Below are 23783 nucleotides of genomic sequence, written 5' to 3'. Positions count from 1 at the left end.
GTGGGTATGTACGGCCGCCAAGATGGGTAGTGGCGCACGGCAGCAGTGTCCGCGGAGGACGGTGACGGGATGGCCGGGACGGCTGACCAGTGTGGTGCTGCGGGCTTGGGACGGGGCTTCGCGTTCGTCGGACGCCGCCACGAACTCGACCGGCTGCTCAACGCCGTTCGGAGGCCACCGGCTGTGGTGATGGTGGAGGGCGACGCCGGCATGGGGAAGTCCCGGCTGGTGAGGGAGGCCACCGCGATCCTGCGGTCGGAGGGCTGGCGGGTGGTCACCGGTTTCTGCCACCCGCTGCGCGAGCCCCTGCCCTACGGGCCGGTGGTGGACGCGCTCGGCAAGGTCGGTCCGTGGCTGCCGGACACGGGTCTTCCGCCCACGGCCGGCGCGCTGGCTCCGCTGCTGCCGGACCTGGCCGACCGCCTGCCACCGGCACCGCCCGAACCGGGTGACCCGCGTGCGGCACGCCACCAGTTGATCCGGGCCGTGCGCACGGTGCTCGCCTCGATCGGGCGGGTGGTGATGGTGGTCGAGGACCTGCACTGGGTCGATGACGCGACCCGCGAGCTGCTTCTGCTGCTCGCCCGGGACCTGCCCGAGCACTTCGCGCTGGTGGTGACCTACCGGGCCGAGGACCTGCCGCCCGGGACCCCTGTCCTGGGCGCGGCCTACCGGCCTCCGCCCGGTGCGGACGGCACCGTGATCCGGCTGTCGCCGCTCACCGGGACGGACATCGCCGACCTGGCCGGAATCGCGCTCGGCGCACAGGCCACGCCCGAGCTGTGCGCGGTGCTCCACCGCCGCAGTGAGGGTCTGCCGCTGGTCGCCGAGGAAGACCTGCTCACGCTCCGGGCCCAGGCCCGCCGCGACGTCGGGGAGCTGGAGCGGGCCGCTGTGCCCAGCGGTCTGCGGGAAGCGGTCACCGAGCGTCTGACATCGCTGTCCCAGGCCGGGGCGGCGGTGGTGGACGCGGCGGCCGTACTGGCGGTGCCCGCCACCGAGGCGCTGCTCGCCGAGGTCGCGGGACTGGACGGCGACCCGGCCGCCGAAGCGCTGACCGAGGCGTTGCGGGCGGCGGTGCTGCGCGAGACCGTCACCGGCCGGTACGCCTTCCGCCACGTGCTGGCCCAGCAGGTCGCCTACTGGCGGATCCTCGGGCCGCGCCGGGTCCGCCTGCACCGGCGTGCCATCGACGAGCTCCAGACGCACGACCCGCTGCCGCTGGTGCAGATCGCGCACCACACGCTCGCCGTCGGCGACCAGCAGGGCTGGCTCGATCGCACCGAGGAGGCCGCCGAACAGGCCGTCGCGCTGGGCGACACCGGCACCGCGGTCACGCTCCTGCACCAGATCCTGGCCCAGTCCGGGGCGGACACCGAGCTACGTTCCCGGGCCGCGCTCGCGCTCGCCCGGATCGTCAACTTCGGCATCGACTACGCGGCGACCGTCCGCGAGCTGCGCGCCGTACTGGCCGATCCGCGGCTGCCTGCGGCCACCCGGGGTGAGATCCGCCTGGAACTCGGTCTGACCATGCTCAACATCGACCGCGACCCTGCCGGCTTCCGCGAGCTCGAACACGCCGTCGACGAGCTGGCCACCCTCCCGCGCAAGGCGGTGAAGGCGATGATCGCGCTGGCCCTGCACGACCTCGACGGCGCCGCCACGCAGGGGTGGACATGGCTCGGCCGGGCCGAGCAGGCCGTGGCGGACGGTACCGACGAGGCGAGCCGGACGGTGGTCAGGAACGTCCGGCTGCTGTTGATGGCCAGGGACGGTGATCCCGCCGTCTGGCCCTTGGTTGACCGGCTGCCGCGGCGCGGCGCTGACGGCGTGGTGCTGAGCCAGACCATTTTCGCCCTGTACAACCTCATCACCGCGGCCATCCAGCTCGGCCACGACCGGCGGGCCCGCGCCCTGCTGCTCGAGGTGAGAGACCTGGCGGACGGCGTGGGCGGTCGGCCGTTCGAGTTCCTCGTCCGTGCCCAGGAACTGCGCGTCGACCAGTTGGTCCGCCGCTGGGCCGGCCTGGACGGCGAGTACGCCGCCCTGGAACGCGCTCACCCCGATATGAGACAGGTCGAGGTCGACCGACTGCTGTGCCAGGGACACCGTGCCCTCGCCCAGGGCCGGCACTCCCGGGCCCTCGACCACTTCGTCGCCGCCGCGGAGCACGGGGGCACCTCGGCGGACGTCACCCTGGGGGTCGCCGCCGCCCTCACGGCCGTCCGGCTCGCCCAGCACGACCCGCAGGCAGCCTGGGTGGCCGCCGAACCGGCGTTGTCGACGTTGCGTGGACTCGGTTCCTGGACACGGACCTTCGGCCTGCTTCCCGTCGCGGTCGAGGCCGCGCTGGGCTGCGGGCACCGCACGGCGGCCGAACAACTCGTGACGGAGGCCGAGTCCGGTGTCCGCGACCGGGACGCGCCGGCTGCCCTGGCCGAACTGGAACTGGCCCAGGGGCTGCTGCTCCGCGCCACCGGGCCGACGGCGACCACCGAGCGGGTGAAAGCCGCCGAGCACTTCGCCGAGTCGCAGCGGAGGTGGCAGGAGATCGGCCGCCCCTACGAGGTGGCCAAGGCCGCCGAACACCGGGGCGACGCCCTGACGTGCGCCGAACCGGAGGACGCGGCCGGACACCTGGCCGAGGCCGTGCGCGGCTACACCGACCTGGGTGCGACCGGTGACGCCGCGCGCTGCCGGCACCGTCTGCGTGAACTCGGCGTGGCGGCGGTGGGGCGCCGTGGCCGGCGCGGCTACGGGAGCGAGCTGTCGCCCCGGGAACTGGAGGTCGCCGAGTTGCTGTCCGGCGGGGCCACCAACCACGACATCGCCGAGACCCTGTTCCTGTCCCCGCGCACAGTCGAGAAACACGTGGCCCGGGTGCTGACGAAGCTGGGCGCGTCGAGGAAGGACGTCCACACGGCCCTGCCGGACTCCGGCGGCGACCGATCCGGCGGGACACCGCTGCAGCGTTAGATCGTGCGCCGCAGCAGACCGCCGATCGGGTTACATAGAGACATGAGCTACGCAGAAGCCATGCCCGACTGGGAGAAGCGGTTCCGAGCCCCGCGGGTCTCCCTCCCCGACTGGGCGGAAGACGCCCCCGACCGGTCCCTGTTCGTGTCCAACGCGACAGGGACGTACGAGTTGTACGCCTGGGACCGCGCCACCGGCGAACAGCGCCAGGTGACGAACCGGCCGAACGGCACGACGGACGGTGTGCTGTCGCCCGACGGCGAGTGGATCTGGTGGTTCGACGACAAGGACGGCGACGAGTTCGGCGTATGGCGTCGGCAGCCGTTCGCGGGCGGCGAGGACGAGGTCGCGACGCCCGGTCTGGAGGCCTCGTACCCGGCGGGGCTCGCGCTCGCCCGGGACGGTCGTACGGCGGTCGTGGGGCGCTCGACGGACGAGGACGGCACGACGATCCATCTGGCGGTGGCCGGCGCGCCCCCGGTGGTGATCTACCGGCACCGTGAGTCGGCGGGCGTCGGTGACCTCTCGCACGACGGTTCGCTGATCGCGATCGAGCACACGGAGCACGGCGACGCGATGCACTCGGCGCTGCGCGTCCTGCGCCCGGACGGTACGACGGTCGCCGAACTCGACGACACCAAGGGCGGCGCGGAGGAGCTGGGCCTGGAGGTGCTGGGCTTCGCTCCGGTGGAGGGCGACACACGGCTGCTCGTCGGGCATCAGCGGCGCGGGCGCTGGGAGCCCCTCGTGTGGGACGTGGTGAGCGGGGAGGAGACGGACCTCGGCCTCGACCTGCCGGGCGATGTCAGCGCGGAGTGGTATCCGGACGGCTCTGGTCTCCTGATCGCCCACGGCTTCGAGGCGCGCAGCGAGCTGTTCCGCTACGACCTGGACTCGCGCGAGCTGGTGAAGGTGCCCACGCCCCCCGGCACGGTCTCGGGGGCGACGGCCCGGCCCGACGGCAGCGTGGAGTACCTGTGGTCGTCGTCGGAGCGGCCGTCGTCGGTGCGCTCGACGACCGGAGCGGTGGTCCTGGACCCGCCCGGGCTGAAGTCCCCGGGTTCGGTGCCCGTGGAGGACGTGTGGGTGGAGGGGCCGGGGGGCCGTATCCACGCGCTGGTGCAGAAGCCGGCGGGAGTGGACGGCCCGTTCCCGACGGTCTTCGACATCCACGGTGGGCCCACCTGGCACGACAGCGACTCGTTCGCGGCGGGCCCGGCGGCCTGGGTCGACCACGGGTACGCGGTGGTACGGGTCAACTACCGGGGATCCACCGGGTACGGGCGCGAGTGGACCGACGCCCTCAAACACCGGGTCGGTCTGATCGAGCTGGAGGACATCGCGGCGGTCCGGGAATGGGCGGTGGGCTCGGGCCTCGCGGACCCCGACCAGCTGATCCTCTCCGGCGGTTCCTGGGGCGGCTACCTCACGCTGCTCGGCCTCGGTGTCCAGCCCGACGCCTGGGCGCTGGGCCTCGCGGCGGTGCCGGTCGCGGACTATGTCACGGCGTACCACGACGAGATGGAAGCGCTGAAGGCGATGGACCGCACGCTGCTGGGCGGCACACCGGAGGAGGTCCCGGAACGCTTCGAGGCGTCGTCACCGCTGACGTACGTCGACGCGGTGAAGGCGCCGGTGTACATCTCGGCCGGGGTGAACGACCCGCGCTGCCCGATCCGCCAGATCGACAACTACGTGAAGCGCCTGGAGACGAGGGGCGCGGTCCACGAGGTGTACCGCTACGACGCGGGCCATGGATCACTGGTGGTGGACGAGCGCATCAAACAGGTCCGGCTGGAACTGGAGTTCGTGGAGCGGCACTTGGGGGCGTGAGGGCGTTCTGGGGGCGGGTGCTGCCCACCCGCCCCACCCGCCCCACCCTTCTCCGTCCAGCGGCAGTCCCGCGCGGCGGAAGGCCCACCCGGCGCCACGAGGTTCACGGCGCCGGTACGGCACCGATCTGCTGCATCACCCCGAGGAGATCGGGCTGGCCCCGTTCGCCGACGATCCGGCCGTCGGCCAGGTAGTAGAAGTTCATGGCCTGCACCGAGATCTTGTTGCCGCTCGCCGGGATCCCGAAGAACGCACCGTCGTGGGTTCCCCGCATGGTGAACCGCGCGGCCACGGTGTCGCCTTCGGTGACCGTCTCCTCCAGAGTCCACTGGACGTCGGGGAAGGCGCTGCGCATCATCCCGAGGACTTCCATGTACCCATCGGGCCCCCGCAGCGGCTCCGGGTGGCTTGGCGCGTGGAACACCGCGTCCGGAGAAATGACCTCGCGGGCGAGATCCTCGTTGCCCGTGTTGATGAACTCGACGAAACGGTTCATCACTGACTCGGTGGACTGCGATGGCATCTTGCTGTGCCTCTCCAGAGACGTTTTCGGGCGGGCTGCCTGCGAGCGTAACATCGAATCGATGTTTGCATCGTTTCGATGTCAGTGTGCGAACATGGACTCATGCTGGAACTCGCGATACTCGGCTTCCTCGCCGAGGCCTCCTTGCCCGGACACGAGCTGCGCCGCCGCGTCTCACAGCTGACCGGTTATACGCGGCCGGTCAGCGACGGCAGCCTGTATCCGGCGATCAATCGCCTGACCACGGCGGGCTTGATCGAGCGGCGCGCCGACCCGGCCGCGGGGGCGGGCCGATACGTGCTCAGCCTGACCGAGCCCGGGCGGGCAGACATGCTTCAGCGCCTGCGAAAGCCCGCCGACCACGAGATCACCGACTTCACCCGGTTCTACATCGTCCTGGCCTTCCTCTCCCACCTGCCCGACGTGGCCGAACAACACGCGGTGCTGCGCAGACGGCTGGAGTTCCTGGAAGAGCCGGCGAGCTTCTTCTACGCCAACGAGCGGCCCCTGCGCGCCGAGGAGATCGCCGACCCCTACCGGCGCGGCATGCTGCTCACCGCCCGCGCCACCAGCCGCGCCGAACGGACCTGGCTGCGCGAGACCCTCGGCGAGAAGCCGCCCGCTTTCGAGACCTCGGGCACCGACAGCGATCCACATGCACCCGCCGCTCCCGCGAGCTGACTGCCCACGGAGGTCCCCCATGCTTGCATCCTGGTACGACGCCCAAGGACCCGCCACCGATGTCCTGCACGTCGGCGAACTCCCTGATCCCGTCCCCGGCCCCGGCGAGGTCCGCGTCCGCGTCACCGTCTCGGGCGTCAACCCCGGCGACACCAAGAAACGACGCGGCTGGCTCGGCTCGTCCATGCCCTTCCCCCGGGTGATCCCGCACAGCGATGCCGCCGGAGCCATCGACGCCGTGGGCGACGGGGTCGACGCCCGCCGCGTCGGACAACGGGTCTGGGTGTACGGCGCCCAGTCCTACCGCCCCTTCGGCACAGCCGCCCAGTACACCGTCGTACCCGACCACCAGGCCGCCCCCCTGCCCGACCACCTCAGTGACGAGCTGGGCGCGAGCCTCGGCATCCCCGGCATCACCGCCCACCGCACCGTTTTCGCCGACGGCCCGGTCGACGGCCGACTGGTTCTGGTCCACGGAGTTCTCGGCGGCGTCGGCTCCCTGGCCGCCCAGCTCGCCCACTGGGCAGGTGCCACCGTGATCGCCACCGTCCGCCGAACCGCGGACCTCGACCACGTCGACCCGGCTGTCGTCTCCCACGCCGTCGCCCTGGACACCGACGACCCCGCCGCGGCCATCCGCTCGTACGCGCCACGGGGCGTCGACCGGATCATCGAGGTCGCACTGTCCGACAACGCCGACCTGGACAACGCCGTCGCTGCCCAGGGGGCCGTCATCGCCGCCTACGCCACCCGCACGGACCGCACGGAGATCCCCTTCTGGCCGCTGCTGTTCAACAACGTCACCCTCCGCCTGCTCGGCAGCGACGACTTCCCCGCCGAGGCCAAGCGCCAGGCCGCCCGCGACCTCACCTCCGCCGCCGCTGTCGGCGCCCTCACCGTCGCCGTCGGCGACCGCTACCCACTGGAAGACATCGCCAAAGCCCACGACCACGTCGACACCAGCGGTGGCCACGGCCGCATCCTGGTCACCGTCCCCCAATAGCGCCGACTCGGAACACCGCCCTGCTCAACTGCCTAGCTCTGGGGGCGGCCCGTCGCGCTGCCAAGGAATCGACGAACTGGAGCGGACCCCGACTAGTACTCCAGCAGTACTTCGTGGCTTGACCTGGGGAAACGTCGAGCGGTGGGAGTGTAGCGGGCGGGAAGTCGTCACGGACGGCTTCTGCCCGCACGCCCCTCGAAGGAGTGCCCCCGACGTCGGTAGTGGCAGCGGCGGGCCACCGCTTGGCGTCGTCGGCGCCAGTGCGACCAGCTCAACACGTGAGTGAGGGTGTGAAGGTCTCGGGGTGTGTGAGCTGCCAGGAGTCGTCGCACTTCTGCCACGGTGAGCTCGATGACCACGGCATCCTCACCAGTGGATCCCCTTTTCGGCTGCTCGCGCGCTCATCGCAACGAGGAAGGTGTGGGCGAGCATGGCCAGGGTGATGTGCCGGTACCAGCCGACGTAGCGGCGGACTTCGTACTCGTCCAGGCCGCACTCGTTCTTCGCTGCCTGGAAACACTCTTCGATCGCCCACCGGGCGCCGGCGACGCGCACCAGTTCGTCCACACCGACATCCAGCGGTGCGTAGCCGAGGTAGTAGGCGATTTCGTCCGGCCGACTCAAGCTGCGCCGTGCCAGCGCCCACCGTCGACGGATCAACACGCCGTCCTGGTGGTCGTACTCGGACACTGGGCGCAACTGGACGGCTGCCCAGTCGTATTCGCGCTGTCCCTTCGCGCCCGCGCCGCAGGAACGGCGTTCCCATGCCTGGTCGGGGGCCTGCTCGAAGGCCTTGTCGATGCGTGGGCCGGCCAGGGAGAACTGGGACTTGGGGACGGCGAGGACGTAGCCGACGCCGGATGTTTCCAGCATCCGGCGGAAGCGGTTGTCCTGTCCGTAGGCGGCGTCCGCCGTGACCCAGGCGACCGGCAGCGGCGAGGCCAGCGCCCTGCGGACGATCGTCGCCGCGAGGGTGTTCTTGGTGGCGAACTCCCGCTCGTCGGGGACCTTGGCGGCGCGGCAGCGGTCACGGTCGTCCGTCCAGGACTTGGGCAGGTAGAGCTCCCGGTCCACCAGGGCGCGGCCGGCTGTGGTGGTGTAGGCGGCGAAGACGCCGATCTGGCAGTTCTCGGTGCGGCCGGCGGTGCCGGAGTACTGCCTTTGGACTCCGGCGGATGTAGTGCCCTTCTTCAGGAACCCGGTGTCGTCGATGATCAGTACACCGTCGGGGCGGCCGAGGTGTTCGGCGACGTAGGTCTGCAGGTCGTCGCGGATGTCGTCGGGGTTCCAGCGGGCTCGGGAGAGCAGGTGCTGCAGTCCGTCTGGGGTGGCGTGGCCAGCGTGTTCGGCAAGTTGCCAGCTGTTTTTTCGGGCCACCGGGGCGAGCAGTGCGCGCACGTAGTCCCGCATGTGGCGGCGTGGTTCGACACGGCCGAAGTGGCGCCCGATGGCGGTGAAGAGGTGGTCCAGGTCGCGGTCCCAGGTCTCGGCTGCCTGTTCGGTGATCACGACCCGAGGCTTCCCAGGCCCGGGGCGACCTTGCCGTCGGGGGCACTCCTTCGAGGGGCGTGCGGGCAGAAGCCGTCCGTGACGACTTCCCGCCCGCTACACTCCCACCGCTCGACGTTTCCCCAGGTCAAGCCACGAAGTACTGCTGGAGTACTAGGACCTGTCCGGTCGATCATGTTCGGAGCCAGATGGTGAGGGCTGCAGCGGTCGCGGTGCCGAGGTAGACGTAACGGCGCTTGTCATAGCGGGTGGCTACCGCCCGGTGCTGCTTCAGACGGTTGATGGCCCGCTCAAGGAGCAAGCCGTAATGCACACATAGACGACTCTGAGGCGGGGAATGTGCCTGTCATAGAGGTGGACGCCCTGCTTCGTGCCGCTGTTGTTGTTCAGCGGTTGCGGGAGCGACAGGTCGGTGGTGGCGAGGGTGGTGGGTCGGAGTGTCCGAGGATGTCGTCGCTGAGCTCCCCAGATGCCGCGGTGGGAGAGCGTTCCGGAACTGAGCCGTCAGCTGGTGGTGTGTCTGCTGGCCGAGCTGACGACACGGATGGTGGTCGAGGCCGGACGGGGCGGGGGTGAGTCCTGTGGTGGTGAGAGCTCCGTGGGAACGGCTTGAGGGCAAGATCCAGCCCCGGCATCTCGACCGTCTCGCGGTCGTCTATGTCCGTCAGTCGACTCCGCAGCAGGTCCTCGACCACGCGGAGTCGACCCGGCTGCAGTACGGACTCACCCAGCGTGCGGTCGACTTGGGGTGGGCGCCGTCCCGGGTCCTGGTGATCGACGAGGACCTTGGCCATTCGGCGTCCGGTCTGGTGGACAGGCCCGGCTTTCAGCGGCTGGTCTCCGAGGTCGGCCTGGACCACGTGGGCCTGGTCCTCGGCGTGGAGATGTCCCGGCTGGCACGAAGCGGCCGTGAATGGCACCAGCTGCTGGAACTGTGCGCCCTGGCCGGAGCCCTGCTCGCCGACCCGGACGGGGTCTATGACCCGGCCGGACACAACGACCGCCTGCTGCTCGGACTCAAGGGCACGATCAGCGAGGCCGAACTGCATCTGATCAAGCAGCGGATGTGGAACGGACGGATCGGCAAGGCCCGTCGCGGCGAGCTAGCGGTGCCCCTGCCGGTGGGCTATCTCCGGCTCGCGGACGGCCAGGTCGTCAAGGACCCGGACGAGCAGGTGCAGACCGTGGTCCGCCTGGTCTTCGACCTGTTCGACGAACTCGGTCTCATCAACGGGGTGCTGCGGTTCCTGGTCGATCACGGCATCCAGATGGGCATCCGCACCCGCGAAGGGCCGGAGAAGGGGCTGCTGGTGTGGCGACGGCCCAGCCGGATCGTGATCCAGAACATGCTCCGGCATCCGGCCTATGCGGGGATCTATGTCTATGGCCGCAGCCGCACCGACCCCCGCCGCCGGGTGCCGGGCCGCCCGAGCACCGGCCGGGTCCGCAAGCCGCGCGAGGACTGGCTGGTGTACCTGCCCGCAGTTCTGCCCGCCTATATCGGCATTGAACAGTACGAACGCAACCTGGCCCGGATCGAGGCGAACCGGACCCGCTCACTGAGCATGGGTGCCCTGCGCGACGGGCCGGCGCTGCTGGCCGGGCTGATCTACTGCGGCCGCTGCGGAACCCGCATGACCGTCCACTACCAACGCGGCCAGGGCGGCAAGCTATGGCCGAAGTACGAGTGCAGCCGCGTCAAGGCCGACTACGGAGGCGAGTTGTGCCAGCAGTTGGCCGGTGCCTGTCTCGACCGCTATGTCACCGTTCTGCTGCTGGCCGCGATGGCACCGGCCGCTCTGGAAGTGTCGCTGGCCGCGGCCGAGCAGGCCCAGCACCGGCGCCAGGAAGTGGACCGGATCTGGCGTCAGCGCCTGGAACGCGCGGACTATGCCATCGACCGGGCCCGGCGTCAGTACCAGCTCGCCGAACCCGAAAACCGCCTGGTCGTCCGCGAACTCGAGCGTAACTGGGAGTCCACGCTGACCGAGCGGCAGCAACTCGGCGAGGAGTACGACCGCTTCGCCGCGGCCCGGCCCCGCTTCCTCACGGCAGCCGAGCGCGAGCAGATCCGTGCCCTGGCCGGCGACCTCCCGGCGGTGTGGCGGGCGCCCACCACCACGGACACGGACCGCAAACAGCTGATGCGGCACCTGATCGAGAACGTCCGCGTGAGCGTGGTCGACGACAGCGAACGCGTCACCGTCCAGATCACCTGGGCCGGAGGCCACCGCACCGACGGCGCGACCGTCCGCCCAGTCGGCCGCCTGGACCAACTCAGCTACTTCCCCCAACTCGCCGCCCGGGCCCGGGAGCTGGCCGCCGCCGGACAGGCCGCCCCCGTCATCGCGACAATCCTGAACGCCGAAGGCTTCCGCCCGCCCAAACGCCGCGAGCACTTCGGCGCTCAAGGCGTCCGCGAACTACTGCGCGAACTGGGCTGTATCAGCCGGCAGGAACAGACCCTCCGCCGAAACGCCCGGCCCCTCGGCCCCGACGACTGGTGGCCCAGCGATCTCGCCCGCGAGATCGGCATGCCCCGCGTCACGCTCTTCGGCTGGATCAAGAAGGGCTGGGTCACCGCCCATCAGCAGGACGACCGGCGCCGGTCCTGGGTGATCCACGCCGACCGCACCGAAGTTGAACGCCTCCGCCGCCTGCATGAACTGCCACGGGGCCACGGAGCTCGCCAACCCTGGCTGTACCACCAGCGGATGACGATAATCCAGAACAAGGAAGGAACCCAAGGCGATGACGACGAACCGCAGGTATGACAGCACTGCGGCTTGCTCATCTCGACGGTGTTGCGCTTCTTGTACCGGTCCTCGTCGAAACCCGGTGGCCGTCCGCCGCTCGACCCTTTGCGTATGCGGGCGGCCTGACTGTCGGTCTTCTCGGGAATCGTGTGCCGGATGCCCCGTTGCCGCAGATCGCCGCGGCAGGGCCCGTTGCTGTAGGCCTTGTCGGCCGCGACGCTGTCCGGCTTCTTGCGCGGCCTGCCCGGCCCGAGCTTCGGGACGCGGATCTTCTCCAGAACCGGCTTGAGCTGCGTGCAGTCCGCCCGCTGACCTGGTGTGACGACCAGGGACAGCGGGCGGCAGCGGCCGTCCGCACTCAGGTGGAGCTTGGTGGTGAACCCGCCGCGCGAGCGGCCCATGCCCTCACCTCCCGCACCACCTCCACCAGGCGGGCGTGCAGGCTCTGCCACGGCGTTTCGTCCTGACGTTCTGGCCCTTCGGCCCCCTTTGACGCGAGGGGCGGCGGCGGGTCGGTGCGGGCGCCCGCCGCATGCTGATGCGCCCGCACGATGGTGGAGTCGACCGAGACGTCCCAGTCGATCTCCCGGCCGCGTCGGCCTGGGCCTGGACCTGCTGGAGCAGACGCTCCCATGTCCCGTCGGCTGACCACAGCCGGTGGCGTTCGTAGACGTCTTCCATGGCCCGAACCGTTCGGGCAGGTCACGCCACTGCACGCCGGTCCGTACCCGGTGCGGAATCCCGTCGATCACCTGCCGGTGATCCCGCCACCGGCCACAACGCCTGTTGCTGACCGGCAGGAACGGCCGCAGCCGTGCCCACTCGGCATCGCTCAGATCGCCCCGCCCCATGACAGGAAGAACGACCAGACCACGCGCCGGTCGCAAGATCACACGAACCTTGCTTCCTACTCCGTGACGAAGGGTGTGTATCCGACCGGGACCTCGCTCACCTGAAGGTCCGAGAAGAGCAAGGTCAGGTTGTGTGCGTTGGTCTCCATGCGTACCTCATGGAAGTCGATCCCGAGGGCCTTCGACCAGCGGCGGGTCTCCTCCGACTCAGGGAGAAGTTTGGCTCCCGGGTACAGACCGTGCCACTTCACGCCCCAGACGTATCCGTCGAGGTCGATACCGGTTTCGTGGTCGATGAGCCGGTCGTCCATAGAGATCCGCCAGGTCTCCGCCGGCACCGACGTCTCGCATCGGGCCTCGACGCAGTACCGGAAGAGATACCGCAGGTGGGATGGCGTGATACCGGTATGGGGATCAGCCGTCGCGTAGACGATGACCTCGTAGTCGCGCATGTAGTTGGTGTATCCGTGGTGCACGACAGCGTGATCGAAGGTCTCATCCAGCATCTGTTCAAGTACGGCGGTATCCATGCCGTCCTTCTACCTCACTCGACGAGACCTTCGACGACGAAATACGCGGGTGTCAGACGCCATCGCCTCAAAGATCGACTGGACAGGTCCTAGGTGCGTCAGGACTCGAAGAGGCTCTCACGCACACCGGTGACGAGAGCCTCGAACGAAGTGGACGGCATCAGCAGAGCGGGACCGTCGAGGTCCTTGAAGTCACGTACGGCGACGGTGCCTGCGGCCTTGTGCTTTAGGCTCGCAGGGTGGCTGAGACCGTTGTGTTGGACGTCGGAGAGACGATCACCCGGGACGACCGCTATTGGGCTTCCTGGGCTGATTGGCTGGCCGTCCCCCGTCACACCCTCTCCGCGGTCGTCGGTGCTGTCGTGGCCCAGGGCCGCGACAACGCCGACGCCCTTCGTCTGGTTCGGCCGGACATCGACATCGGCGCCGAATATCGGGCCCGCGAGGCTGCCGGCCGTGGTGAGCAGCTCGATGAGAGCGATCTCTACGGTGACGTACGGTCTGCTCTGTCCGAGCTGCGACGGCTCGGTGCACGCGTCATCATCGCGGGCAACCAGACGGCTCGTGCAGGTGAGTTGCTGCGCGGCCTGGATCTCCCGGCGGACCTGATCGTGACGTCGGGGGAGTGGGGTGTCGCGAAGCCGCAGCCGGCATTCTTCGAGCGTGTTCTGGACGTGGCCCAGGCGGCCCCGAGCGAGACCGTGTACGTGGGTGACCATCCCGCCAACGACGTCTTCCCGGCGAAGGCGGCAGGGCTGCGTGTCGCTCACATTCGTCGCGGCCCGTGGGGACATCTGTGGGCGAACGACCCGGATGTCGTCGCGACGGCGGACTGGCGGATCGACAACCTCACTCAGCTCACCGAGATCGTCGGCGGCTGAAGCGAGCGGCCCCACCAGCCTTGAACTGGAGCAACCATGGCTGCACCCACCGGCGGCGGGGTAGGAAGGCGGATCGCCTACTACCGCAGTGTTGTCCGTCCGAAGATGTCGCAGCAGGAACTCGCGGCTGCCGCCTGCGTGGCACTCGGCACCGTCCGCAAGATCGAGCGTGGTGAGCGCGGTGTCAGCGGCACCACCCTCGAAGCCATCGCAGACGCTCTCGGTATCGATCCCACTCTCCTCCTCGCCGACCGAGACACGGCTCGCACTCGCGTCCACGACGCGCTGCCGTCGCTGTCTGCGGCGATCGCGACGTACGACCTTCCCGACGACGGCCCGGTCCGTCCTGTCCCTGAGTTGCGTGCAACTGTCGCGGAAGCCGCCCGCTGGAGACTGGCGGCGCAGTACACCCGCATCGCCCGCGAGCTACCTGAACTCCTCGGCGAGCTTGCCCGCGGGTATCACACGGCTTCCGCCGTTGAGCGAGCCGAACTGGCTGGACTCCTGGTCAGGGCCTATCGGTCTGCGGATGCCGTCGCCTACAAGTTCGGTGCCCGCGACCTGTCGGCACGTCTGATCGACCTCATGCGGTGGGCCGGGGCCGAGGCGGGCGATCCGCTTCTGTCCGCATCCGTTGCCTATGTACGCACCGAGACCTTCTTCGCCGCACGCGCACACGCTGCGGGACTACGTAACTGGAGTACGCACGGGTTCCTGGGCGGACCCCAGGGGTGCGATCGGCTGAAGTCAGCAGGTAGGACACCGGTGTTCGAGGTGTCCCTCAAGGGTGTGAGATTCCCGCAATCACTCGCAGATTCTGCGAGTGATGCTCGTAATCTGCGGGTTCATGGGGGAATCCGAAACCCGTTCCCTGGCTCCTGGGCGCGATGCGGTCGGTCTGGCGGAGGTCTTCTCTCTCCACACCTATCGGTCGAGCCGCTCGGGTCAGCGGGATGAGCGGTCGTACTTCTTCGACACGCTCGCGGAGTACCAATGGGCGCGGGACGCGGCAGGGCTGATGCCGGCGTCGATCGACCAGCTGGTCAAGCCGGTGATCGAGCTGTGTGAGCACTACGACGTCGTGCCGTGGCAGCTCACGCCGGCTGCGTTGGACCGATACTTCGCGGGCCCTGGCAAGCGGGCCCGACCGACGGTTCTTGCGAAGATCAACAAGATTGACGCGTACTTCGCGTTCCTGGAGCAGCGGTACGCCGGGGAGATCCACCGACTGTTCGACGCGGTCGTGGAGTCGCCGGTCGACTCGTTCAACCGGCCCCGTCATCGTGGCGATTTCGGGCTGCGGGTGCCGCCGTCGCAGCGGGCGATGCGGGAGTTCTTCACCGCGTGGCGGGCTGCTTTGCCGCAGTCGCGCAAGGAGGCTGTGGCGTGCCGGGACTACGTGATGGCGAAGATCGCCTATCTGTCCGGGGTCCGGGCGGCGGAGCTGTGCGGTGTGGCGCTGGGGGACGTGCACTGGGAGTCGGGCCGGTGGGGCCGGTTCGTGGTCCAGGGCAAGGGGGCGCGCGGGTCCGGTCCGCGGCCGCGGGAGGCGTTCCTGTTCGAGGAGGGCCGCGAGCTGTTGTGGTGGTACGTGGAGGAGGTGCGTGGCCTGTTCCGGGATGACCCGGAGCGTCCGGCGGCGCCGTTGTTTCCCTCCGAGCGGCTGCCGGGGCCGGTGGCGGCGCTGAACATGCCGGTCGCGCCGGCCATCGTCCCGGCTACGTTCCGGCGGGCGCTGAAGGCGGCGTCGCGCCTGTATCTGCCGGGGCCGGTGCCTGAGCTGTTTCCGCATCTGCTGCGCCACGCGTGCGCCACCCACAACTACGAGCGCGGGATGACGTTGTGGGAAGTGCAGCGGATGCTCGGTCATATCTGGACGACTACGACGGTCAATTATCTCGCGACGGCCCAGGCCGATCCGGAGCAGGCGGAACGCTGGCGGCAGTCGGCGGCGCGGGCCGGGCAGCGGCTGGTCGCGGACAGGGGGAGTTTGCGGTGAAGTGGAATCTGCGCTGGGCGGCTGCCAAGCGTGACATCTGGCGGCCGGTCGACCTGCAGGCGGCGTTCGCGAAGGTGGGGTTCACGCCGTCGCTGAGCAAGGTCGCCGCCCTGTGGGGCGGCACTCCGGTGACGGTGCGGCTGGAGGACCTGGACAAGATCTGCGCGGCGCTTCAGTGCACGGTGGCCGACCTGCTGGAGGCCGAGCCGGTGGCCGCCGCGGCGGACCAGGAGGAGCGGGAGCGGGCGGTCGGCGGCGAGGCGGGGCCGGTACGGCCGGTGCCTCGCCGGGACGGCCCGCGCCGGCTCCGGCCGCCGAACTGACGGCAGGCGCTGTGGTGTTGGTGCGGCAGTGCGGGTTGTGCCTGGACTGGGGCGTGCCCCGTCTGGTGAACGGGCTGTGCTGGAGCTGTCGTGGCTGGCTGGAGAACCGCGAGACGGCGCGGTGTCCGCGGTGCTGCCGGGTCGGTGCGGTGGATGGTGACGGGCTGTGCCGGCCGTGCGTGATCGCGGTGCGTGAGGAGATCCGAGCCGGCGTCGACGCCGTCTTCCCCGGGCCCACTCAGTTGCACGTCTTCGTGCTGGGTCTGGGGCAGCAGGGTGCACGGAACCTGCCGCGTCCGCGGGGCTCGGCCGCTCCCTTTCTGGGGCCGCGGGAGGCGCGAGGTCTGGTCGACGACCCGAGGATCTGCCCCGCCGTGCTGTGCGGGCAGCTGCCGTTGTTTCCGGTCCGGCGGCGCTTCGAGCGCGGCGATGCCCGGCGGATCGGCGGTCGCACGTGGCCGGAGGAGGAGGTCCTGCAGAAGCTCGCTGGGCAGCGGGCGGCGAGCGCGGGGCTGTCGGGGACGTGGCCGCAGATGGTGTTGCGGCTGATCCGGTGTGCGCTGGCGATCCGGGATGCCGAGGGGGAGGTCCTGGTCTCAGAGGAGATGCTCGATCAGGTGCGGTTGCCGCTGAAGGCTGCCGCCGGTGAACTGCTCGCCCAGGCAGGGTTGTTGAGGCCGCGCACCAGCCCGCCGCGTGTGTCCTGGCCTGTGCGGTCCTGCGCGGACTGTGGGTGCTGGGGTGTGACGACGGCCCTGTGCCGCGGCTGTGACGAATGGCGCAAGAACCGGGATCGCTACCGGGTGGACCGGTGCCCGCGGTGTCGGCGGGACGGGCTGCCGCTGCACGCGCGGAAGGACTTGTGCCGCGGCTGCCTGGCGTATGTGCACGAGGTCGGCCCGCAGACGGTGGCGGTGTCTTTCACGCAGCTCGCTTTCGCCGGGCCGCTCGCGCACCAGCTCAAGCGGCGGGCCGGGGAGCTGGGCTTCGTGGTGCACCCTCGTTCCGGCCCGCTCTCGCGTGCACGCGCCCGGGCCCGCAAAGTGAGCGCCCCGACCGGCCGGACAGTGCCGGTGCCGGTCGTCGCGGGGCAGCTGTCGCTGTTCTCGATGCCGCGGACCTGGCACCGCGAGCCGCACGCCCCCGTCCTCTCGCTGCCCCCGCTGCCGGCTCCTGCACAGGAGCTGTTCGATACCTTCACCGCTGGCTATCCGCGGGCCTGGCTCGCCGACAAACGCAACGTGCCCGGTGGTGCGGCCCTGGTCCTGCATACGCTGCTGGCCCGGCTGGGGGCGCACGAGCCGATCCCCGAGCGCGACGTCCGCTCCCTGGCGGGGACCGTCGCGGCCGGCACCGCCGCCACCTGCCGTGTGATCTCCTTCCTGCGCGCGCACGCCCTGCTGGAGGCCGACGAACTCTTCGAGACCCCACGGCAGCTGCTCGCCGACGTTCAGCGCCAGGTGCAGCCACGCCTGACGGACATGAGCCAGGAGCGGCGCGATCGGCACGACGAGAAGGCCCTGCACACGCGGATCGCTCGGCTTCCCGCGCCGATGGCCGACCAGCTGAACGCCTGGGTGCGGGTCCTGCGCGGCCAGGGCCGCTACCGGCATCCCCCGGCAGACTGGAGGCTCATTCGCCGATACCTGCGCATGGCCTGGCCCGCCCTGACCTCGTGGACGGCAGCAGGGCTGGACCTGCGGCAGGTCACCGCCGGTCACATCGAGAGCGAACTCGCCCGCTACCAGGGCAACGTGGCACGGGGTCTGCTCGGCGTGCTGCGCAGCATCTTCCGGGCCCTGAAACAGGAGCGGGTGATCTTCCGCGACCCCACGGCCGGGCTGCACCGGCGTGTAGGGGTACACCTGCCACGGCCGCTGTCCAGCGACCGCCTGGCCGGCGTCCTGGACCAGCTCGACGGTCCCGCCGCGCGGCTCATCGTCGGCCTGGTTGCCATCCATGCCGTGCGCGCCGTGGAAGTCGCCCGGCTCGGCCTGTCAGACCCTGACCTTGCCCGCCGGATCCTGACAGTGCGGCGGGGCGAACACACCCACTGCGCCTACCTCGACGACCTGAGCACCGGCCTGGTGGCCGACTGGCTGCGCGAGCGCCGCCGCCGCTGGCCCCAGGCCACCAACCCGCATCTGCTGATCACCTCCCAGACCTACCGGCACCCCGCCTCCCCGCAGGTCAGCTACTGCGCGATGCGGGCCGCGTTCGACCAGATCGGGCTGCTGCCACGGCAGGTATGGGCCGACCGCATCCTGGATGAGGCCCGGGAGACCGCCGACCCGGTCCACCTCGTCCGCCTCTTCGGCATCCACCCCTCCATCGCCGTGAAGTACGTACACGCCGCGCACCCGGACAAGGCCCTGCCCCGGATCCGCTGACCGGGCGATACAGCCCCGCACAACCGACGCATGGTGCAAGACGTCGACCATGTCCTCGACCTGGTCTCTGCCGGATTCGACGCTCACCACTCCCACCGCCGATCCCGCACTCGCGTCAGATCGAAGCGCGGTGACGTGTGTGCGTTGAACCTGCCTTGTTCAGGGTGTCGGGTGGGTGGTGTGGGTGCGTCGGTGGTGGTCGTAGTCGTGGGTGTGTTCTTCGGCCCAGTTCTGCAGGTGTTGCAGTGCGGGGGTGGCGTCGCGGGCGAGGTCGGTCAGGGCGTACTGCACCGACGGTGGGCGGCCGGTGTGAACGGTGCGGGTGATCAGTCCGCCGGTTTCGAGGTCGCGCAGGGTCTGCGCGAGCATTTTGTCGCTGACGCCGCCGGCCCGACGGCGCAGCTCGGACCAGCGTTGCGGGCCGTTCATGAGGTCGACCAGGACCAGGGCGGCCCACCGGGCGGTGACCAGGTCGAACAGCTGCCTGCCGGGGCAGGCGGGATTACGGACGTTGCCTCGCGTGCTTTCCTGCACGTGCTCACCTCACCTGAAGGTATGTACTTCCCTCTAGAAAGTAACTCGGTCAGAGTGAGGGGACCAACCCCTGATCGTCAAGGAGTAACCCGTGGCAACCGACGACGCCGTGACCCGTGACGCGAACACCGTGACGGTGCTCGGCGGCCCCACCGCGCTGATCCGCCTGGCCGGCTGGACGCTGCTGACAGACCCGACCTTCGACGCCGCCGGCACCGAGTACCAGGACGGCCCGGTCCCGGTGCGCAAGACCGCCGACCCGGCACTGAAGCCCGGGGAACTGCCCGCTCTCGACGCGGTCCTGGTCAGCCACACCGGGCATCTGGACAACCTCGACACCGCCGGGCGTGCGGTGGCCTCCGGCGCCTCGCAGGTGTTCACCACCGTCGCCGGCGCCACCGATCTCGGGGGTGCGGCCGTCGGCCTGGAGCCCTGGCAGACCCGGACCCTGTCGAAGCCGGGACGCACGCCGCTGAACATCACCGCGGTCCCCGCCCGCCACGGCCCCCTCGGCACCGAGGAACTCACCGGCCCGGTCACCGGCTTCCTCCTGCACACCGACGACGGCTCCACACCGAGCGTGTACGTCTCCGGTGACACCGTCGACCTGGACGCGATGAGCGCCCTGGCCAGCCGGTACCGCATCGACGTGGCGCTGCTACACCTGGGCGCGGCCGGCTTCGAGGCATTCGGTGACGTACGGCTGTCGCTGACCGCGGTCCAGGCCGTCGAGGCCCGCCGCCTGCTCGGCGACCCCCTCGTGGTCGCCGTGCACGCCGAGGGCTGGGCCCACTACACCGAAGACCGCAGCCACGTCCAGCACACCTTCGACGCCGCCGGCGCCCCGCTGCACTGGCCCACCCCGGGTGAACCCGTCACCCTGCCCGACCCCCACACCCTCTGACACATCCACGCCGCCGCCGACACACCGGCCGCCTCCCATGCCGCCGCAGACGCGGGAGCGGCCGCGGTTACCGCGCTGCATGAGGGCCTCGCCCCCCGTGCCGGACAGGATCATCGGCGCGCACGACAGCGCCCAGCAGCTTTCTGGGGCTGACGCCGTCCGTCACCGGTCAATGGCTCACATGGATCGGCCGGTAGCCGACCTGCCCGTCCGCAACGAAGAAGCGAAGAGAGAAGGAAAGAATATGAAGCCGGAAGTCGTGCACGAGCGCTTCGCCCAGTACCTCAAGGACCGGGACCTCGACGGACTGGGTTCCCTGTTCGACGAAGACGCGATGTTCGTGCCGGGACCGGGACAGGAGCCGGTCTACGGCAGGGAAAGCATCAAGGAAGCGCTCAAGCCCTACCTCGCCTCGCCCAGCACCATGGAGGTCGTGGCCACGTCGGTCCATCAGAACGGCGACCTGGCGATGGTCCAGCCGTCCTGGCGGATCACGAGCGAGAGCGGCATCGTGGAGGGGAAGGCGGTCGAGGTGATGAGGAGGACGAGCGAGGGGGACTGGGTCTACATCATCGACAACCCCTACGGCGTCTGATTCTCGTCATCCCGGCATCACCGTCGGGCGAGGGAAGTTCCTCACGGCAGCGGCGGCCGTATCCACGTTCTCGATGCGGCCCCCGCTGCACTGGCCCACCCCGGGCGAGCCCGTCACCTTGCCGGAGCCGCACACCCGCTGACACCTCACCCAGTACCGGTGGCGCACCGGCCCGCTCCTCCTATGCCGCCGCAGTCGCGGGAGCGGCTGCGGTCACCGCACTGGCGCGCACGACAGCGCCCAGCAGCTTTCTGGGGCTGACGCCGTCCGTCACCGGTCAATGGCTCACATGGATCGGCCGGTAGCCGACCCGCTCGTCCGCAACGAAGAAGCGAAGAGAAAAGGAAAGAATATGAAGCCGGAAGTCGTGCACGAGCGCTTCGCCCAGTACCTCAAGGACCGGGACCTCGACGGACTGGGTTCCCTGTTCGACGAAGACGCGATGTTCGTGCCGGGACCGGGACAGGAGCCGGTCTACGGCAGAGAAGGTATCAAGGAGGCGCTGAAGCCCTACCTCGCCTCGCCCGGAACCTTTGAGATGGGGGCCGCGTCGGTCCATCAGAACGGCGACCTGGCGATGGTCCAGGTGCCCTGGCGGATCACGAGCGAGAGCGGCACGGTGCAAGGAAAGTCGGTCGAGGTGATGAGAAGGACGGCCGAGGGGGACTGGGTCTACATCATCGAAAACCCCTACGGCGTCTGATTCTCGTTGTCCCGGCATCACCGTCGGGCGACGGAACCTTCTCAAGGCAGCGGCGGCCGCATCGACTTTCACGATGCGGCCGCCGCTTGCTGTCCGGCGTTGACCCGGTCATGATCCGGTGTGGTCCGGGCGCGGTTGGCCGGTGAGGGGGAGCAGGTCTTCGACGTGGCGTTGTGCGGTGAAGGCTCCACTGCCGGCGGTGAACAGGTCGGTGCCGGCGACGTCCACACGGGCACCGCCTGTCACGGCACCGAGGAAAGCGGTGCCGGCGAACCACCGGTACAGCAGTGCCTCGTCGGTGCCGACCGGGTTCCGGAGGCAGGCCGGTAAGCGCGGTGCGGACGCGGTCCGCCGTCGCCGCCGCGAACCTCGACGCCCTGTACACCTTCCTCACCAACGCCGTCGGCCCCTTGGAACGGTCACCGTCATCGACACCACCCCGCTGCTGGCGACCGTCAAACGAGCGGGCCTGATACGACACTGACGACAATAGCTACGGCCACGCATACGGCGTGGGTGTGCGTTCACCGCCCGATCGGCCACTTCCAGCTGGGGATCCACGTCAGAGACATCACAGCAGGCCGTTGGCACTGGACAACGGACAACAACAAACCCTGTCCATAACTTCTGCTCCGCGATCAAACCGCCGGGCAGGGCTCCTTCCGGGGGCAGGGCCCGCCATGTCTCGGCGAGCATCGGTTCGATCGGAGGGGTCAGTGCCACACGGCCACATGTACGCGGCCTCACCGCAGTCCGCGCGCTGAGCGGCCCCGAACGGACGCAAGGGGGTGGACTCCGGGAGGTGACGACCATCCGCCGTTCCTCACGCCCCTGACGGCCGCGCCCGCGCGAACTCGTAGCCCGGCTCGGCAGAATGAACCGAACAACGGACGGGTTCGTGCGCAGGGTAGTCCGGGAATCTGCGAACCTGCGCGCTTCGCCTTGGAACATGCTCTGGACTCCGCACCGGCCGCTCGTACGACGCCGGAGATCGCAGCACGCGGCGCACTGCACATGCGGGCCGCCGTTATTGCGGGCCGGGCACGTAACGCCTCGGCCGCCGCCGCTCACCTTGACGAGGCCCGTTCCCTTGCCGACCAGGTGCGGGAGGACGTGTACTGCGGCACTGCGTTCGGTCCCGACTCCGTCCGCATCCACGAGGTTTCCGTCGCCGTCAGCCTGGGAAACGACCACGTTCACCGCGCCCTTGACGTCGCAAGGGAGTGGAAGCCGCCCCAGGACCTCCCAGCTGAACGGCGATCAGGTTTCTACATCGAGCTTGCCCGGGCCCAGTTGTGGTCCGGGCTCGCGGATGATGCTTTCGAGTCGCTGAAGGTCGCGCGGCATATCGCCCCGCAGCACACGCGTGAACACCTGTGGGTCCGTGAGGACGCCGGAACGCTTCGTCGTTTGAAGCGTTCCGACTCGGAGAGCCTCACCAACTTCGCCGAATGGTGCGCTGCCACCTGAGCGACCTCACCCAACTACCCCTCACTGGGGTACTTGTGCCTCTTGCCGGACCCCACCATCTGTCACACGCGTAGAAACCAGCAGATGGGAATCGGGGATGGCCAATGCACTCCCGCTCGTGCCGACGGACGTCGACGAGCGAGTGAGCCTCGTTCGACTGCACGGCGAGGCCTGCTTCCACTGTGGGGCCGTCAACAAGACCCTGCGCACGGCCGGACACGTAGTGGTCCGTGGCAGCACCCGCGTGTGGCAGATCGTCACGTGCGGCTGCCGAGCGGCATGACCACGGCGTGACCTCCGTTGGGAGACGCCACCAAACCCCGGCGGTGCGTGAACACCCCGGGGCGCGGCCGACTACGAAGGAGTCGACGTGAACCTTGTACCACGGTTGCTCGAACGGATGAGAACACTCCTGCTCGGGCCGCCTGCATCCAGCAGCCCCATTCCTTATGCAGACCGGGAAGACGGCTCAGGCGTGATCGTGCGCGATCCGTCGCCGGAGATGTGGGGGGCCATCCTCATTCACGCCCGACGTCGCAGGGCTCAGCGTCAGGGGATGGTGCTGGCGCACGCTCGGGATATTGAGCCGGGCGCGGCCACTTCGGTGCGCTCCTACGCCTTTCCACCGAACGGACAGGCGCGAGCGCTGGCCTTGTCGGCGCAGGAGGCCGGGTGAGCATGACCGCGTACAAGCCGAACCTCGGCGACATCGTCGAGGACGCCGACACCGGGAGGATCGGCAAGGTCATGGGCTTTGAGGGGCCGTATGTACAGGTCCGGCCGGTCGGTGGGGGACGGGAATGGGATGCGCGGCCGGAGAATCTCCGGACCGTCACCGACGCCGATGCTCTGAGTTCGGCCGTCGCGGTGGCCAACGCCCGTTCACGGGGGGAGTGGTTGTGACGGCGAACACCTCCCTGCCCCTCGACGTCGAGACGATGCGCGCCAGCGCGTACCGACTGCTTGCGACTGACGCCGCAGTGCCCTCGGTGGAGGAACTGCACACGCTGATGCTCATGCTGAAGGGGCACCTGGCGCTCATCATCCCCGAACTGGGGCGGGCTGCCTCAGCACGGCGCGGTGACGACACCCTCACCCGCGCGGACGCCCGGATGGCCATCTCCGAGACGTGCAGGAAGGTGCGTATCAAGCCAGGCCCCGCCCTGAGTGCGCACATCGCGTACGCGCGCCGTCTGTCCCGTTCTCTGAACGCGTTGTGCGATCACTACGAGAAACTGTGCGGCGCATATCCGGCGGCTGGCCAATGAGGACCAAATCCGCAGAAGACCGACGCCGTCCGCCGAGTGCACGGTCGCGAAGCA

The 23783-nt window shown here is 69.6% G+C and carries 22 protein-coding genes and 2 pseudogenes; 18 read left to right on the top strand and 6 right to left on the bottom strand.

Going from position 1 to position 23783, the window contains the following annotated elements:
• Positions 1–105 precede the first annotated feature (105 nt).
• Together OHN74_RS19030 and OHN74_RS19025 are read left to right on the top strand one after the other, a co-directional pair.
• A complete protein-coding gene (locus tag OHN74_RS19030; protein ID WP_327695752.1) occupies positions 106–2976 on the top strand; it encodes a helix-turn-helix transcriptional regulator in 2871 nt (956 codons plus the stop codon).
• A 42-nt stretch (positions 2977–3018) separates the two neighbouring features.
• On the top strand, positions 3019–4809 hold the full coding sequence (locus OHN74_RS19025) for a S9 family peptidase (RefSeq protein ID WP_327695751.1): 1791 nt from the start codon (positions 3019–3021) through the stop codon (positions 4807–4809).
• Between the two features lie 103 nt (positions 4810–4912).
• On the opposite strand, the gene OHN74_RS19020 is transcribed toward OHN74_RS19025, so the two are convergent.
• Positions 4913–5305 (bottom strand): ester cyclase, encoded by a 393-nt coding sequence (locus OHN74_RS19020; protein WP_327695750.1) that lies wholly within the window; start codon positions 5303–5305, stop codon positions 4913–4915.
• A 129-nt stretch (positions 5306–5434) separates the two neighbouring features.
• On the opposite strand from OHN74_RS19020, the gene OHN74_RS19015 reads away from it, so the two are divergent.
• Together OHN74_RS19015 and OHN74_RS19010 are read left to right on the top strand one after the other, a co-directional pair.
• Positions 5435–6013, top strand: coding sequence for a PadR family transcriptional regulator (locus OHN74_RS19015; RefSeq protein ID WP_327695749.1), 579 nt, complete (start codon positions 5435–5437; stop codon positions 6011–6013).
• A 19-nt stretch (positions 6014–6032) separates the two neighbouring features.
• Positions 6033–7016: an NADPH:quinone reductase gene (locus OHN74_RS19010; RefSeq protein ID WP_327695748.1), complete on the top strand. Its 984-nt coding sequence runs from the start codon at positions 6033–6035 to the stop codon at positions 7014–7016.
• Between the two features lie 366 nt (positions 7017–7382).
• Here OHN74_RS19010 and OHN74_RS19005 read toward each other — a convergent pair whose 3' ends face one another.
• Positions 7383–8522, bottom strand: a complete 1140-nt coding sequence (locus OHN74_RS19005; protein ID WP_443060563.1) for an IS701 family transposase — start codon at positions 8520–8522, stop codon at positions 7383–7385.
• A gap of 584 nt (positions 8523–9106) precedes the next feature.
• Between OHN74_RS19005 and OHN74_RS18995 the strand changes: the two genes are divergently transcribed.
• The gene (locus OHN74_RS18995; protein ID WP_327695747.1) at positions 9107–11299 is read left to right on the top strand and encodes a recombinase family protein; all 2193 of its coding nucleotides are present in this window, start codon (positions 9107–9109) and stop codon (positions 11297–11299) included.
• Positions 11300–11319: 20 nt separating this feature from the next.
• On the opposite strand, the pseudogene OHN74_RS18990 reads toward OHN74_RS18995, so the two are convergent.
• A pseudogene (locus OHN74_RS18990) lies at positions 11320–12132 on the bottom strand (IS5 family transposase); the annotation flags it as partial.
• 56 nt (positions 12133–12188) lie between these two features.
• Positions 12189–12662, bottom strand: a complete 474-nt coding sequence (locus OHN74_RS18985) for a YxiG-like protein (RefSeq protein ID WP_327695746.1) — start codon at positions 12660–12662, stop codon at positions 12189–12191.
• A gap of 239 nt (positions 12663–12901) precedes the next feature.
• On the opposite strand from OHN74_RS18985, the gene OHN74_RS18980 reads away from it, so the two are divergent.
• The 5 genes from OHN74_RS18980 to OHN74_RS18960 are packed head-to-tail and all read left to right on the top strand — an operon-like array spanning position 12902 to position 18255.
• Positions 12902–13543, top strand: a complete 642-nt coding sequence (locus tag OHN74_RS18980; RefSeq protein ID WP_327695745.1) for an HAD family hydrolase — start codon at positions 12902–12904, stop codon at positions 13541–13543.
• A gap of 36 nt (positions 13544–13579) precedes the next feature.
• Positions 13580–14500 carry a helix-turn-helix domain-containing protein gene (locus OHN74_RS18975; RefSeq protein ID WP_327695744.1) on the top strand — a complete coding sequence of 307 codons (921 nt, stop codon included), beginning with the start codon at positions 13580–13582 and terminating at the stop codon, positions 14498–14500.
• Complete coding sequence (locus OHN74_RS18970; RefSeq protein ID WP_327695743.1) at positions 14391–15542, top strand: tyrosine-type recombinase/integrase; 1152 nt, start codon at positions 14391–14393, stop codon at positions 15540–15542. The genes OHN74_RS18975 and OHN74_RS18970 overlap by 110 nt, the downstream gene beginning before the upstream one ends.
• Complete coding sequence (locus OHN74_RS18965) at positions 15539–15865, top strand: helix-turn-helix domain-containing protein (RefSeq protein ID WP_327695742.1); 327 nt, start codon at positions 15539–15541, stop codon at positions 15863–15865. Before OHN74_RS18970 ends, OHN74_RS18965 begins: the two co-directional genes overlap by 4 nt.
• 53 nt (positions 15866–15918) lie before the next feature.
• Positions 15919–18255 (top strand): hypothetical protein, encoded by a 2337-nt coding sequence (locus tag OHN74_RS18960; RefSeq protein ID WP_327695741.1) that lies wholly within the window; start codon positions 15919–15921, stop codon positions 18253–18255.
• A gap of 159 nt (positions 18256–18414) precedes the next feature.
• Here the strand turns inward: OHN74_RS18960 and OHN74_RS18955 are convergent, their stop codons facing one another.
• Positions 18415–18789 (bottom strand): winged helix-turn-helix transcriptional regulator, encoded by a 375-nt coding sequence (locus OHN74_RS18955; protein WP_327695740.1) that lies wholly within the window; start codon positions 18787–18789, stop codon positions 18415–18417.
• A 91-nt stretch (positions 18790–18880) separates the two neighbouring features.
• Here OHN74_RS18955 and OHN74_RS18950 point away from each other — a divergent pair, with 91 nt between their 5' ends.
• The 3 genes from OHN74_RS18950 (at position 18881) to OHN74_RS18940 (ending at position 20991) form a co-directional block, all read left to right on the top strand.
• Positions 18881–19693: an MBL fold metallo-hydrolase gene (locus tag OHN74_RS18950; RefSeq protein ID WP_327695739.1), complete on the top strand. Its 813-nt coding sequence runs from the start codon at positions 18881–18883 to the stop codon at positions 19691–19693.
• Positions 19694–19937: 244 nt separating this feature from the next.
• Positions 19938–20288, top strand: coding sequence for a YybH family protein (locus OHN74_RS18945; protein ID WP_327695738.1), 351 nt, complete (start codon positions 19938–19940; stop codon positions 20286–20288).
• Between the two features lie 352 nt (positions 20289–20640).
• Complete coding sequence (locus tag OHN74_RS18940; RefSeq protein ID WP_327695737.1) at positions 20641–20991, top strand: YybH family protein; 351 nt, start codon at positions 20641–20643, stop codon at positions 20989–20991.
• A 108-nt stretch (positions 20992–21099) separates the two neighbouring features.
• On the opposite strand, the gene OHN74_RS18935 is transcribed toward OHN74_RS18940, so the two are convergent.
• On the bottom strand, positions 21100–21237 hold the full coding sequence (locus OHN74_RS18935; RefSeq protein WP_327695736.1) for a hypothetical protein: 138 nt from the start codon (positions 21235–21237) through the stop codon (positions 21100–21102).
• A 693-nt stretch (positions 21238–21930) separates the two neighbouring features.
• On the opposite strand from OHN74_RS18935, the pseudogene OHN74_RS18930 reads away from it, so the two are divergent.
• The 5 genes and pseudogenes from OHN74_RS18930 to OHN74_RS18910 all read left to right on the top strand — a co-directional run.
• Positions 21931–22461: pseudogene (locus OHN74_RS18930) on the top strand (transcriptional regulator); the annotation flags it as partial.
• Between the two features lie 97 nt (positions 22462–22558).
• Complete coding sequence (locus tag OHN74_RS18925) at positions 22559–22744, top strand: hypothetical protein (RefSeq protein WP_327695735.1); 186 nt, start codon at positions 22559–22561, stop codon at positions 22742–22744.
• An 87-nt stretch (positions 22745–22831) separates the two neighbouring features.
• On the top strand, positions 22832–23137 hold the full coding sequence (locus OHN74_RS18920; protein WP_327695734.1) for a hypothetical protein: 306 nt from the start codon (positions 22832–22834) through the stop codon (positions 23135–23137).
• A gap of 2 nt (positions 23138–23139) precedes the next feature.
• Positions 23140–23364 (top strand): hypothetical protein, encoded by a 225-nt coding sequence (locus tag OHN74_RS18915; protein ID WP_327695733.1) that lies wholly within the window; start codon positions 23140–23142, stop codon positions 23362–23364.
• Positions 23361–23729: a DUF6415 family natural product biosynthesis protein gene (locus OHN74_RS18910; RefSeq protein ID WP_327695732.1), complete on the top strand. Its 369-nt coding sequence runs from the start codon at positions 23361–23363 to the stop codon at positions 23727–23729. Before OHN74_RS18915 ends, OHN74_RS18910 begins: the two co-directional genes overlap by 4 nt.
• Positions 23730–23783: the final 54 nt, after the last annotated feature.

The sequence above is a fragment of the Streptomyces sp. NBC_00459 genome (genome assembly GCF_036013955.1).
Taxonomy (GTDB): Bacteria; Actinomycetota; Actinomycetes; order Streptomycetales; family Streptomycetaceae; genus Streptomyces.
Note: the sequence above shows the minus strand (reverse complement) of the source record. Positions and strands in the feature narration are given on the sequence as shown.

Coding starts and splice junctions, on each gene's coding strand:
- OHN74_RS19025 (WP_327695751.1), top strand. CDS start 3,019: ATGAGCTACGCAGAAGCCATGCCCGACTGGGAGAAGCGGTTCCGAGCC.
- OHN74_RS19020 (WP_327695750.1), bottom strand. CDS start 5,305: ATGAACCGTTTCGTCGAGTTCATCAACACGGGCAACGAGGATCTCGCC.
- OHN74_RS19015 (WP_327695749.1), top strand. CDS start 5,435: ATGCTGGAACTCGCGATACTCGGCTTCCTCGCCGAGGCCTCCTTGCCC.
- OHN74_RS19010 (WP_327695748.1), top strand. CDS start 6,033: ATGCTTGCATCCTGGTACGACGCCCAAGGACCCGCCACCGATGTCCTG.
- OHN74_RS18985 (WP_327695746.1), bottom strand. CDS start 12,662: ATGGATACCGCCGTACTTGAACAGATGCTGGATGAGACCTTCGATCAC.
- OHN74_RS18975 (WP_327695744.1), top strand. CDS start 13,580: ATGGCTGCACCCACCGGCGGCGGGGTAGGAAGGCGGATCGCCTACTAC.
- OHN74_RS18970 (WP_327695743.1), top strand. CDS start 14,391: ATGGGGGAATCCGAAACCCGTTCCCTGGCTCCTGGGCGCGATGCGGTC.
- OHN74_RS18945 (WP_327695738.1), top strand. CDS start 19,938: ATGAAGCCGGAAGTCGTGCACGAGCGCTTCGCCCAGTACCTCAAGGAC.
- OHN74_RS18940 (WP_327695737.1), top strand. CDS start 20,641: ATGAAGCCGGAAGTCGTGCACGAGCGCTTCGCCCAGTACCTCAAGGAC.
- OHN74_RS18925 (WP_327695735.1), top strand. CDS start 22,559: ATGGCCAATGCACTCCCGCTCGTGCCGACGGACGTCGACGAGCGAGTG.
- OHN74_RS18915 (WP_327695733.1), top strand. CDS start 23,140: ATGACCGCGTACAAGCCGAACCTCGGCGACATCGTCGAGGACGCCGAC.